This window comes from Vibrio sp. CCB-PB317, assembly GCF_022808245.1.
GTDB lineage: Bacteria > Pseudomonadota > Gammaproteobacteria > Enterobacterales > Vibrionaceae > Vibrio > Vibrio diabolicus.
On the sequence record NZ_JALGNU010000001.1, the window covers coordinates 892332 to 904713 of the forward strand.

The 12382-nt window shown below is 46.1% G+C and carries 11 protein-coding genes; 6 read left to right on the plus strand and 5 right to left on the minus strand.

What is annotated here, in order from left to right:
• Nucleotides 1-326: 326 nt before the first annotated feature.
• From MTR11_RS04120 to rlmM, 4 genes are read left to right on the plus strand one after another with little or no spacing between them, the layout of a single operon-like run.
• Entirely contained in the window at nt 327-1247 is a 921-nt protein-coding gene (locus MTR11_RS04120) for a transcriptional regulator GcvA (RefSeq protein ID WP_005391378.1), read from the plus strand.
• Nucleotides 1228-1851: an alpha/beta fold hydrolase gene (locus MTR11_RS04125; protein ID WP_243327051.1), complete on the plus strand. Its 624-nt coding sequence runs from the start codon at nt 1228-1230 to the stop codon at nt 1849-1851. The genes MTR11_RS04120 and MTR11_RS04125 overlap by 20 nt, the downstream gene beginning before the upstream one ends.
• Nucleotides 1841-2239 (plus strand): DUF423 domain-containing protein, encoded by a 399-nt coding sequence (locus tag MTR11_RS04130; protein ID WP_005391376.1) that lies wholly within the window; start codon nt 1841-1843, stop codon nt 2237-2239. Before MTR11_RS04125 ends, MTR11_RS04130 begins: the two co-directional genes overlap by 11 nt.
• On the plus strand, nt 2236-3327 hold the full coding sequence (gene rlmM, locus MTR11_RS04135; protein ID WP_053808741.1) for a 23S rRNA (cytidine(2498)-2'-O)-methyltransferase RlmM: 1092 nt from the start codon (nt 2236-2238) through the stop codon (nt 3325-3327). The genes MTR11_RS04130 and rlmM overlap by 4 nt, the downstream gene beginning before the upstream one ends.
• 108 nt (nt 3328-3435) lie before the next feature.
• Here rlmM and xni read toward each other — a convergent pair whose 3' ends face one another.
• From xni to queF, 5 genes are all read right to left on the minus strand, one after another.
• Nucleotides 3436-4218, minus strand: a complete 783-nt coding sequence (xni, locus tag MTR11_RS04140; protein WP_005391374.1) for a flap endonuclease Xni — start codon at nt 4216-4218, stop codon at nt 3436-3438.
• A 58-nt stretch (nt 4219-4276) separates the two neighbouring features.
• Entirely contained in the window at nt 4277-5653 is a 1377-nt protein-coding gene (gene ppnN / locus MTR11_RS04145) for a nucleotide 5'-monophosphate nucleosidase PpnN (RefSeq protein ID WP_005391372.1), read from the minus strand.
• Between the two features lie 290 nt (nt 5654-5943).
• Nucleotides 5944-7509, minus strand: a complete 1566-nt coding sequence (locus MTR11_RS04150; RefSeq protein WP_243327052.1) for a sensor domain-containing diguanylate cyclase — start codon at nt 7507-7509, stop codon at nt 5944-5946.
• Nucleotides 7510-7607: 98 nt separating this feature from the next.
• Nucleotides 7608-9890 carry a tetratricopeptide repeat protein gene (locus MTR11_RS04155; protein WP_134647928.1) on the minus strand — a complete coding sequence of 761 codons (2283 nt, stop codon included), beginning with the start codon at nt 9888-9890 and terminating at the stop codon, nt 7608-7610.
• A gap of 165 nt (nt 9891-10055) precedes the next feature.
• Nucleotides 10056-10901 (minus strand): NADPH-dependent 7-cyano-7-deazaguanine reductase QueF, encoded by an 846-nt coding sequence (queF, locus tag MTR11_RS04160; RefSeq protein WP_243327053.1) that lies wholly within the window; start codon nt 10899-10901, stop codon nt 10056-10058.
• 108 nt (nt 10902-11009) lie between these two features.
• Between queF and syd the strand changes: the two genes are divergently transcribed.
• Together syd and MTR11_RS04170 are read left to right on the plus strand one after the other, a co-directional pair.
• Nucleotides 11010-11555: a SecY-interacting protein gene (syd, locus tag MTR11_RS04165; RefSeq protein WP_124008585.1), complete on the plus strand. Its 546-nt coding sequence runs from the start codon at nt 11010-11012 to the stop codon at nt 11553-11555.
• A 2-nt stretch (nt 11556-11557) separates the two neighbouring features.
• A complete protein-coding gene (locus tag MTR11_RS04170) occupies nt 11558-12334 on the plus strand; it encodes a Zn-ribbon-containing protein (RefSeq protein ID WP_048626099.1) in 777 nt (258 codons plus the stop codon).
• The last annotated feature ends 48 nt before the right edge of the window (nt 12335-12382 follow it).

Here is a 12382-nt window from a genome sequence, read left to right on the forward strand (position 1 = left end):
GATATACGGATGAGATTTTCGATAGATAAAAAAACACCGCCTAATTTAGGCGGTGTAACAAATTTGACAGACAGGTCAAAAATAAATACAGGAAGTATATGTTTTGTCACAGGGAGTGTGGACAAAACATTATGGTAGAAATCTACCTAACTCGAAATACGAGTTTGCAAACACAACATCGCAACAACGAAGCCAATTGATTTCCAAAGAAATCAAGCCGTTCAGGCTCGTGTTGCGGGGTGAAATATAGAATTTATCTGGCTGTTCGACAACGGACATTTTATAATGTTTCAGATTAAAAAAACTAATCCTATTTGAGGTCCCATATGTCTCGCAGATTGCCTCCATTAAATTCGCTTCGAGTCTTCGAAGCGGCTGCTCGCCATCTCAGTTTTACGCGAGCGGCAGAAGAGTTGTTTGTTACTCAAGCCGCGGTCAGTCACCAGATTAAAGCACTCGAAGAGTTCTTATCGTTGAAGCTCTTTCGTCGCCGTAATCGTTCGCTATTGTTGACAGAAGAAGGACAAAGTTACTTTCTCGACATCAAAGATATTTTCACCTCGATTGCCGAGGCGACAGATAAGGTATTGGAACGTAGTGAAAAAGGGGCATTGACGATCAGTCTACCGCCGAGTTTTGCTATCCAATGGTTGGTGCCTCGTTTGGCCGATTTTAATGCTCAAGAGCCAGATATCGATGTACGTATTAAAGCTGTGGATATGGATGAAGGTTCACTGACTGATGATGTAGATGTGGCTATCTACTATGGCCGTGGGAATTGGCCGGGTTTGCGAGCGGATAAATTGTACCAAGAGTTTCTGATCCCACTTTGTTCACCTTCGTTACTTTTAGGCAACAAACCATTAGAATCTCTAAGTGACCTCAAATTACACACTTTGTTACATGATACTTCGCGTAAAGACTGGAAGCAGTTTGCGCGTCATTACAACATCGAAGGTATCAATGTAAACCACGGTCCTATCTTCAGCCACTCGACGATGGTGCTACAGGCTGCTGCGCATGGTCAGGGGGTCGCGCTTGGTAACAATGTACTCGCCAAGCCAGAAATGGAAGCTGGACGACTCATCGCGCCATTCGACGAGGTGTTGATCTCCAAGAATGCATTCTACGTGGTGTGTCATGAACAGCAGGCAGATATGGGCCGAATCGCAACGTTTAGAGACTGGATGTTAGCGACCGCGAGAAAAGAGCAAGAGGAAGTATTAGATGAGCCAATGGATAGTTGAGGGACCTGAAAGCGGTCCTCTATTTATCTTTGCCCATGGCGCTGGAGCGGGGATGGAACATGATTTCATGGCCGCCGTTGCCAAAGGATTAGTTGAGCAAGGAATTCGCGTGGTGCGATTTAACTTCCCGTATATGATTAAGCGAGCGGAAGATGGGAAAAAGCGTCCACCAGATCGTGCGCCAAAACTGCTGGAAGCCTATGAAGAAGTGATTGCTCACTTTACCTCTCAACCTATTGTCATTGGTGGTAAGTCAATGGGTGGCCGCATGTCGAGTTTACTGGCTGAAAATGAGCTGGTGGCGGGCATTGCCTGTTTAGGGTTTCCATTTCACCCACCGGGAAAGCCAGAAAAGTTCAAAGGCGATCACTTAGCGAATATCGAGAAACCTACGCTGATTCTACAAGGGGAGCGAGACACCTTTGGTAAGCGTGAGGAATTCGATGACTTTGTCCTTTCATCGCAAGTTAAGGTGAGTTTTTTACCCGATGGTGACCACAGCTTTAAACCGCGCAAGAGCTCAGGCCATACCGAGGCGGGTAACATCGAGCTCGCGGTAGAGCAGTTAGTGGCGTTTATCAAAGAGGTGTACCGTGAAAAGTAAGTGGTTACTCTCATTTTCTGGTCTGTCTGGGCTGGTTTCTGTCGCTCTAGGTGCCTTTGCTGCACATGGGCTAAAAGCTCAGCTGGCTCCGTATTTACTTGGCGTATTTGAGACTGGAGTGTTGTACCAATTTATTCACACGCTGGCGATTGTGTTTTGTGCGGTTTTATTGCTATTGAATTTGGGACAAAAAGCACAAAAATATTTTTTCATTGCAGCGATTTGCTTTATCATCGGCATCTTTTGTTTTAGCGGCAGTCTTTACGCGCTGGCGCTGACAGGCATTAAGTGGTTTGGGCCGATTACTCCAATGGGAGGATTGCTGTTCATGATTGGTTGGTGTCTGTTCTTTTTTGCTGCGTTCAATATCAAAGAGGTCTCCAAGTGAAACAACTAATGCTCTATTGCCGTGCTGGCTTTGAGAAAGAGTGTGCTGGTGAAATTCAGGACAAAGCGACACAGTTGGAAGTGTATGGCTTCCCTCGTGTGAAGAGAAACTCAGGTTATGTTGTCTTCGAGTGTTACCAAGATGGAGATGCGGACAAACTTGCGAGAGGTTTGGACTTCAAGTCGTTAATCTTCGCTCGCCAAATGTTTGCGGTAGCGGCTGAGTTTCAATCGCTGCCAAGTGATGACCGCATTAGCCCAATTTTGAACGAGCTAGCAGACATTGAAGCGTTTCCTCGCTGTGGGGATTTGAGAATTGAAACTCCGGATACGAATGAAGCGAAAGAACTACTGAAATTCTGCCGTAAATTTACTGTCCCAATGCGTCAAGCGTTGCGCGGTAAAGGTTTAATGTTGAACAAAGACAACGCGAAGAAGCCAGTACTGCACATTTGTTTTGTGGAGCCTGGTCACTGTTATGTCGGTTATTCTTACACAGACAATAACTCTCAGTTCTTCATGGGTATTCCTCGCCTTAAGTTCCCAGCAGACGCCCCAAGTCGTTCAACGCTTAAACTGGAAGAAGCATTTCACGTCTTTATTCCACGTGAAGAGTGGGATGAGCGTTTGGCTCCAGGAATGTGGGGGGTCGATTTAGGGGCATGTCCAGGCGGTTGGACGTACCAATTGGTGAAGCGCTCGATGTTCGTTCACTGTGTCGATAACGGCATGATGGCAGACAGCTTGATGGAAACCGGCCAGATCAAGCATCATATGGTGGATGGTTTTAAATTCGAACCAGACCGTAAGAACGTAACATGGATTGTTTGTGACATGGTAGAAAAGCCAGCTCGTGTTGCTCACCTTATGGGCCAGTGGCTGTTAAAAGGTTGGGCGAAAGAGGCAATCTTTAACCTTAAGCTGCCAATGAAAGGCCGCTATGACGAGGTGCTGCAAGACCTTGAAAACCTGAAGCAGTTCCTGATTGATAATAAGGTAAAGTTCAGACTACAAGCTAAGCATTTGTATCATGATCGTGAAGAAATCACGATTCATATCCAGTGTCTATCGAACATTTCGCCGTACTAATTCTATCTCCGAGTCATTTGGGGATAGTCCCGAGAATAGAAAAAAGCGCCTTCAAATGGCGCTTTTTTATTGTCTGAGAGCTTTATGGTTTGAAACCATCATCAGACACTATTCCGCTTTATTTGGTCCTGTAAAGCGAATGTCCTGTAAGTTAAAGCCGAGTTCAATGTCGCACTTTAAAGCCGCGACGCGTTTACATAAGCGTGCAGACTCAATGTGCTCGTCTAATTTTTTACGGTATTTCGGTGCGAGGTCTTCACTGGCGTAGGCTGCTTCAATATTCTCAAACTGAGTAAGAATCTCTTTCGCCGCTTTTGGTCCAATGCCCGGAACCCCCGGCACTTGGCTAGAGCTGATCCCCGTTAACCCCCAATAATCGGCCAGTTGGCTCGGTTTTACGCCGAACTCTTTTTCGATAAACGGTTCATCTAACCAACGATGTTGGAAGTAATCACGGATCTGTAGGGTAGGAGAAAGCAGCTGACAGTAGCCTTTATCCGTAGAAACGATGGTGACTTTTTCACCATGACTGGCCACTTTCGTCGCGAGAGTAGCAACCAAGTCGTCCGCTTCATCGCCTTCAGAAAGCAATGAATCAATACCTTGTTCCCACCATGCTTGCTGAATCGCATCTAGACCTTGCATCAGCGGTTCCGGCATTGGTTTTCGATTTTGCTTATAGTCTGGGAGAATCTCAGCTCGCCATCCTCTGTCTTGTTCATGGTGATCGAAAACCGCGATGATGTGTGTCGGGTTGGCTTCTGACAGAATGCGAGTGAGGGTTCTTTGTGTCGTGGTGATGGTTCTTGCTATGTCGGTTGGATCCGGTTGTGCAGAGTGAACACGGCGGATCAGGTTTAGGGCATCAATAATAACAAGATGAATAGACATAATGACTTAGCAATAAAAAAGGGGCGTAATGCCCCTAGTGTAACGAATGCTAGCCTGACTATCGACCACCAATTTCTGGGTGAGCGATGCGATAACACGGTTCGTAGTCTGAACCGCCAGGTAATTTCATTCGGTGTTGTTCGACAAAGTCTTGTAGTAACTTATCGAGCTTTTTCATTAGCACAGGATCACCGTGAATGGTGAAAGGGCCTCGACGTTCGATTTCTCGAATTCCTTCGGCTTTCACGTTACCAGCCACGATACCGGAGAAGGCTTGGCGCAGGTTGGCCGCTAAGACTTGAGGTTCTTGATCTAAGCTTAAATCCAATTGCTCCATCGACTCATGAGTTGGATCGAATGGTAACTGGAAGTTAGGCTCGATTTTTAATGACCAGTTAAAGCTATAAGCATCGCCTTTTTCTTTTCGGTGAAGGCGTACAGAGTCCATTGAGCGCTTCATGATACGTGCCACTTCTGCCGGATCGTCAATGACGATCTCGTAATGCTTTTGACCTTCTTCGCCAAGTGTATCGCGAACAAACTCGTCGATAGAGCGGAAGTACTCTTCACTCTCTTTTGGTCCAGTTAACACGATAGGCATTGGCTGATCGGCGTTGTCTGGGTGCATCATAATGCCAAGAATATACAGCAACTCTTCTGCAGTGCCCGGACCACCAGGGAAAATCACAATGCCATGCGCCATACGTACAAAGGCTTCCAAACGCTTTTCGATGTCCGGCATGATAACCAGCTCATTCACGATTGGGTTTGGTGGCTCGGCTGCAATAATCGAAGGCTCGGTTAAACCAAGATAACGTTGCTGAGTATAACGCTGCTTCGCATGTCCGATAGCGGCACCTTTCATTGGTCCTTCCATCGCACCAGGGCCACAACCCGTGCAGATATTAAGTTCACGCAAGCCAAGCTCGTTACCGACTTCACGTGTGTATTGATATTCCACGCCATTGATAGAGTGACCACCCCAACACACGACGAGGTTTGGCTCGATACCTGGTGTGAGTGCTCTGGCATTACGCAGAATACCGAACACGAGGTTAGTGATGTGAATTGGGTTCGTCAGGTTGAGTCGTTGTGCGTCTGCTAAATGCATATTGACATAAACGATATCGCGTAACACGGAGAACAGATGCTCTTGGATACCTTTAATTATCTCGCCATCGACAAAGGCGTGCTCAGGTGGGTTAGTCAGCTCAAGCTTAATACCACGCTCGCGGCGCACTACGTTGACATCAAACGACTGGTGTTTATCGAGCAGCTCTTTCGAGTTATCGGTATGACTGCCGGAGTTCAACACCGCTAACGTGCAGTTGCGGTACAGTTGATAAAGTTCACTCGAGGCCGTGTTTTTTAAGCGCTCTACTTCTAATTGAGATAGCAAGTCCATGCTACCAGCGGGGCTTATATGGGTAATCATAACGCCTCCTTGTGTTGCATTATTTTGAGGGAAAGTACCAACTCACCTTTTTGGGTTATACGTATGGTTTGATGAAAGGCAGTTGGCCGATTTGGTTTTATGGTTATTGACTCCCAAGCAACCTCAAGATGGTACATTCGCGTTCTGTAAATGCATCATCTTGAAGTGACTTGGGTTTTTACAGCTTAGCAGACTGAAAGGGAAGAAATGTGATAACTCGTTGAAAATGGGTGGTTATAAAGCGTAAATTGCGCCAATTCTGGTTTGTTTGTTCGCTTTTTGTACGAAATCTAGCTCCAGTTAAGCTGATTTGTTCCACGTTTTTTAGCGTCCGCAAGCATCTTGCCGAGTCGATCGAGTACATACTCTGGCGTATCGGACTCTTTAAAAGAGGTCGACACAGCCGCTAGAGTGATCATGATATTTTGCTCACGGAACTTAAATGGCAATTGGCTAATATCACGCTGGATATGTTTAATGAGATCCAGTGTGTATTCTTCAGATTGTTCTGGAACGAGTAAAATAAACTCTTCGCCACCAAAGCGAGCTACCGTTTCAGTTTCTGATACGCGTTTATTAATGGTGCGAGCGATGATCTTCAACGCTTTATCACCTGCCGTATAGCCATAGCTGTCATTCACCGCTTTGAAGTTATCAACGTCAAACAACACTACACGCAGGTTCTGTTGAGAGCGAATCCAACGGCGATACTCTAGCTCCAGTCGATCATTAAATGCGGTGCGGTTATAGACTTTAGTCAGAGGGTCGAGCAACATGCGCTGAGCTTGGTCATCTAAGCGTCGACGATGGTCTTGGGTGGTTTCAAACACGGCTTCGAGCTGGTTCTTACTGTAATTCAAACGCTCTTGCAGCGCTTGTTCTCGTTCTTCCGTCATTTTAAGTCGCTCTGTCAGCGACGCCATTTTCGCAAGTAACGGGGCGACTTCTTTTTTTACATCCGCTAGATCTTGAGCTTGGTCGAGCGATAGTTGACTCAATTCAACCAGACTGTTCATTTCTGTGTTGAGCTCTTGACGGTGCTCAAAGTAGGTATGATGTTGGTCGACGTTCTGATGAACGGTTTTTAGGTTACTTGCGAGAGAAGTGTTCAGCTGATCAAGGAATTGGCTAGACGCTTCGCGCTCGAACTTTGTTGCTTCGACAACCAATTTCAGAGTTGAGAGCGTAAGCTCAATGAGAGACTCTGCACTCACGCCAAGAAGCAGCTTAGCCCGAATATCAAGCAACCTATCTCCCGTTTCTCCCTCAAAATCCAGCTCGGTGATGGTATGTTGTAGATCGCTGGCTAAGCACTCAAGTTGAGACTTATCAGGATTATTCTCAAACTCACTGAGATGCAAACGCGAGTTGGAAGTGATGATTTTCAGAGCGCGTTCGTAAATACTCAGTAGCTTAGTGGCTTGATCAGCTTTATTGCTGGTGTGCACTTCAGAGAAACTCATCAGGTTCCGTAGTTCACGTTTTAACTGCGCAGGTAAACCTGTGACACGTTGGAGTGTTTCACCACTGTGTTTGATTTGTTCGTCTAGGTAGCCGTTCTGTTTGTCCATCGTCTTCGACTGCTGTTTGAGCATTCTCTCTAATACCGCTAAACGTGGGATAAGAGTACTGATATCTTTTTGATGTTGCAGCTCTTGTTGGATTTCAAACAGGTAATTGGATACCTGGGTATTCGAACCCTGGCAAGCTGAAGACAATGATGCCACAACGCGTTTAAGAACTTGTTGTTCACGTTTGAATTTGAGTGAAGTATCACGATGTGTCAGTCTGAGTTGGTCAAGTTGACAACTCAGCTGATGAAGCTGCGACTGAATATCGGATTCCAAGATTCCCATGAAGTGACTACGGTTAAGTCCATGTACTACTGACAATTATCCGATAATAACAAAAAACGTTATAGCGTCATTAGTTATTATGTCTAACAGGCGTTTAATTATCCATTTTTTAATATTTTCTTGATGTCGTCCTCATTCTTGTAGGACGAATGGATCTTAATCAGGCCTTGGCTAATGGCATGCTGACAGGCGGTTCTTATGTTACCCGTTGCAAAGCTCGCGGCGGGTGCGTTATCGATGGCTTTCAAGAAAACCCAGTGGCTTTGCTTATCCTTCAAGCTGACTTCTCGCGCAATGTGAGTCGCAAGCAGCAACAGATCGAGTAATTCCTCGTCGTTAATTGCAGTGTAGGCTCGTGGTAAGAACGGATAATCGCTGATACCCATGCGAATAATGCGGTTGACGTTGTGCTGCTGAGCGAACTCATCCACCCAAGTCTGGAATTTCTCGAACATGACTTCGGCAGAAGCATCACGGTCAGCGTTCGGCTCGATATAGAGTAGGTTTGCATCTGAGAAATGGTAAAGACGCGACGGTTTTTCTATCTTTTCCGCTAGGAAGTCACCAAATGCGCGCTCCAGCTCCAGGCCTGCTTTATAACCGTTGTGGACGTACATGCTTCGTAGGAATGGCAAGTCGATCATGACAAAGCGCAGGCGATCGTTAAGTGGCTCGTGGATCAATTCGCCCATTTGCCATTGCTCGAAAGTTTCGCTCGACTTTTTCAATGAGCGAGACAGCTTCACGTTCAGCATACGCAAGTTACGTAAACGGGAACGAGAGTGAGTGAAGAGATCATTACGCAGTTTTTCGATTTCACTTGCTTGGCGCTGCATGATCACGCCGCGGCGCATAATGAACAAAAACATCACCAACACAGTAATAAACAATGCGAATGAGATTTTCTGGAATTTGCGGTGTTCCCTTTCCACTTGCTCAAGGCGTTCCGATTGGCCGATATAGTGGATGGTTTGTTCAGCAAACTCTTTTTGTTGGCGGAATGCATCCTCACTGATTTGGTTGAGCTGCTTTTGCTCTAAACGCACAAGGTTGGTGTATTTCTTATAAGCCTGCAGAGAAAGTTGGTATTCGCCTGCCTGTTCGTAACCAAGCCCGAGTAAGCGGTAAGACTGCTGCTTAATGAAGTTGTTATTTTCAGGTGACTTTTCAGCAAGTGCTAACGCCAGCTTTGCATTGGTAATGACGTTTTTACTGTCGTTTTGATGATAAGCCAAACCTGACTGAAGCAACGCTGCCTTTGCTTCAAGCTTAGGAATGTCAGTGTATTCTAAAAGCTCTTTAGAACGGTCTAGGTATTGTTCAGCTAGCGCGTAGTTATAGAGTTGCAGATAGGTAGCCGCCAAGCTTAAGCGAATCTTAATGATCCGATTAATGTTCTTACTGGTGCTTTCATGGTCCAGCACGTTGAAGTAGTGCACTAAGGCAAGGTTAAACTTGCCTTGGTAAAAATAAATGTCACCCATTTGCTCAAGGACATCCGCTAGGATGGGAGAGCTAGGGTAGGAGTCATAGAAGTCTGCGGCTTGAGATAAGTATTCGATCGCTTTGTCGTAAACTCGGCGCTCTTGGAAGAGCCTCGCCAACAGGCGATTAACTTTTGCTAACCTTGCGCCACTGTCACTCTCAATAGATTGCCAATAACCGTAAAGCAGTTCCGACAAAGCCAAATTGTATTTCTTGCTATTCAGATAAAACTCGCCGACGGCTGTGTAATAGTCGATCAAGGCTAAGTCAGATCGGCTGTCTTCAAGCATAGTTTTGGCTTGAGAATACAAACTTTCCGCTTTAATCAGATCGCCACTATGTGAAGCGAGGAGCGCTCTTTGCATCACTAATCGATAGCGAACGCTGTCGGTACGTTGCAATACCGCATCAGCTTCATCGAGTTGCTGCTCAATTTGGTCAAGCGTATCTTCCGCTTTTGAATAGTTTTTGTCGTACATCCAAATCATTTGGTTGCGCATCAGCTGGAGATCTAAGTCCATGTACGGCAATTGATATTCTTGCGCTAAGCGCTCGGCTTTGTTTAGGTGTTCGATAGCCGAACGAACGTTACCCATGGCGTAGTCTGCCTGAGCGATAATCTTGTGTGCTTCGATGGTGCTGCTTGGTGTGCGAACGCTACGATCGGTCTCGTCACGAGACATCGCAGAAGGGCTGTCACTCTCTTTGCGTTCCGTTAGCTCACGTTGTGACAAGTAGTTGGTTGCCGCTTGTTTTGCTTGTGATGGCTCTATTTCCGCCAATTGTTGTGCTTCGTTGAGTAACGCGGACGATAAAATGGTCGCATGAAGCGGCTGTACAAACAGCAAGCAAAGAAAGCCAATCAACTTGAATAGACGCGAACTGTCCCAAAACATCCTTTCGTTCCCTCGAACTGTTTTTAGATATGGCGGATAACGGTAAAAGACCTCAACAAGCCCCTTAAATGCAGGTTGAAGCCATTTGATATAGTAACATGCTTGGACAATAAAAACGTCCGGTAACCCTTTAGATTACCGAACTTATTTCTGTCACTAACGCGATTACTGACGAGCCATGCGGTGGTTGTGATCTGGCTTGTCTTGTTCCGTTGAGCGGTACGGGTTGATGTCCAAGCCACCACGGCGTGTGTAGCGGGCAAATACGGTCAGTTTGTTTGGTTGGCAGTATTTCATTAGATCCGTAAAAATACGCTCAACACACTGTTCGTGAAATTCGTTGTGCTCGCGGAAAGATACCAAGTAACGCAGCAGTTTCTCGCGATCTATTTTCGCACCTTGGTAGCGAATTTCTACACTGCCCCAGTCAGGTTGGTTAGTGATCAAACAGTTTGATTTCAATAGGTGGCTATGTAGGATTTCTTCCACTTGCTCTTCACCTGCTGCGCCTTCAAGCAAATCGGCATCAAAATCGTAACTGGTGATGTCAATGTCTTGGTCATCAATGCATTCGCCTTCCATTGTCACAATAGGCTGATTGGTGTAGTGAGTAACCGGGTTCACCTCGACCAACACCTTTTCACCGGCACATTCAGATAGGTCTTGCGTTAAACGCTCTTCAACTTCTTCCCAGCTTGCAAAGCGGGTTTGGTTATAGCTGTTTAAGTACAGTTTGAAAGACTTCGACTCAATCAAGTTTGCACTGGTGGCTGGAATGTATACTTCGCCAACGGCCACTTGTGGTAAGCCTTTACTATTTAACCAAGAGAGTTCGTACAGCGTCCAAATGTCGTGGCCCATAAAAGGAAGGCTGTCGCCTAACTGAAGGTCATCTCGGTTTAGGCTACGAGGAACTGGTTGCAGCAAGCTTGGGTCGTATTGGTTCGCATACTCGGTCTTTTTACCTAATGTTAGGCCAGCAAGCTCTTTAGCGTCAGAATATTTGCTCATACTTTGTGGTCGTTTTCGATTAGAATGGCGAGAATTTTACTGAATCCGCTGGTCAATTGCCATCCGGCAAACACGGCTATCTGATAAATAAGGAATGAGGAGACCTTCATGACCCAAAACGTTACTCAGGCGTTACAAGAGTTCAGCCTGCGCTACCAACAAGCTTGGCAAGCTAAATATAATGAGTTGCCAAGCAGTGAAGAGCTTGCAGATCTTGTTTCTCCTTGTGTCGAAGAGAAGCGTGATGGAAAGGTGCTTTGGAAAGCGGTCGCACGTGATGAAATGGCCGATTTCACTAATGTGGAAAATGCTATTGAGTTGTCACTGCAAGATGATGTAAAAGCCTTTTATGGTTCTCAATACAGCGCCGATATGGAGGCAACTTGGCAAGGTAATTCGTTGACGCTACTGCAAGTGTGGAGCGATGATGATTTTGTGCGCCTACAAGAAAATATTCTTGGTCATTTGGTGACGCAACGTCGCCTGAAACTTAAACCAACGGTATTTATCGCGGCGACAGATGAGGAAATGGATGTGATCTCGATTTGTAACCTCACTGGTAATGTGATTTTAGAGCGTTTAGGTACGTCTAAACGTGATGTTCTGGCGGATTCATTGGCTGAGTTCTTGAGCAAGTTAGAGGCCACTGTCTAAATATGTACGTTGTTGAGTTGCAGTTTGAGTGTTTTGATAACACCACCGTCAGCGCGGTAGACAAAGCTATTAATGGCTTGATGGATGCGTTGCGTTATAACGGCCAAGTACTAGGCCGAGAATTCCCGATAGTGATGGGAGATGGCGAGTTTTATGTTCGTGTCGTTTGCCCAGAGCAAGACAGTTTGCATCCACGTTATCACTCAGATTTTGTCAAAGTGTGCATGAACCGTTTGTCAGACGCGTCTTTGCTTGCACCGAAAATGCGTATGCTTGGCCGTGATTTAAATTCAGAACAAGCCGCCGAAGAAGAGACACCTAGCTGGCAAGTGTTGTACACGACTTATGTTCATACGTGTTCGCCTTTGCGCAGTGGGGAAACGTTGTTGCCGATTCCTTTGTATCGCAATGAGCCGACGCTAAATGGTGACCATAAAGCCGTCATCAAATGGCAGACAGAATGGCAAGCGTGCGATGAAATCCAAATGGCTGGCGGGTGCCGCGCAGAGCATGCGGCGCTGCACGAGATTTGCGATGTAGACAGCGTGTTGTTCCGCCGCGGTTGGGATTTGCGAGGTCGTATCGAATACATCACCAAGGTTCCAACATACTATTACCAGTATCGCGTGGGCGGTCAGTCGCTGGAGAGCGAGAAAGCGCGCAAGTGCCCAAAATGCGGTGGAGAGTGGCTACTCGATGAGCCACTACATGACATATTTCATTTTAAGTGTGATGACTGCCGAATCGTGTCGAACATCTCTTGGGACCACCTTAAGTAGCGAATTGAAGTTACTTAAATGGGTGGATAGAGAAATAAAAAGGGCTGA

Bases quoted from the DNA above. Each gene is read 5' to 3' on its own strand.
- MTR11_RS04150 (WP_243327052.1), bottom strand. From the start codon at position 7,509: ATGGGAATCTTGGAATCCGATATTCAGTCGCAGCTTCATCAGCTGAGT.
- ppnN (WP_005391372.1), bottom strand. From the start codon at position 5,653: ATGATTACCCATATAAGCCCCGCTGGTAGCATGGACTTGCTATCTCAA.
- syd (WP_124008585.1), top strand. From the start codon at position 11,010: ATGACCCAAAACGTTACTCAGGCGTTACAAGAGTTCAGCCTGCGCTAC.
- MTR11_RS04125 (WP_243327051.1), top strand. From the start codon at position 1,228: ATGAGCCAATGGATAGTTGAGGGACCTGAAAGCGGTCCTCTATTTATC.
- queF (WP_243327053.1), bottom strand. From the start codon at position 10,901: ATGAGCAAATATTCTGACGCTAAAGAGCTTGCTGGCCTAACATTAGGT.
- MTR11_RS04170 (WP_048626099.1), top strand. From the start codon at position 11,558: ATGTACGTTGTTGAGTTGCAGTTTGAGTGTTTTGATAACACCACCGTC.
- MTR11_RS04155 (WP_134647928.1), bottom strand. From the start codon at position 9,890: ATGTTTTGGGACAGTTCGCGTCTATTCAAGTTGATTGGCTTTCTTTGC.
- MTR11_RS04120 (WP_005391378.1), top strand. From the start codon at position 327: ATGTCTCGCAGATTGCCTCCATTAAATTCGCTTCGAGTCTTCGAAGCG.
- xni (WP_005391374.1), bottom strand. From the start codon at position 4,218: ATGTCTATTCATCTTGTTATTATTGATGCCCTAAACCTGATCCGCCGT.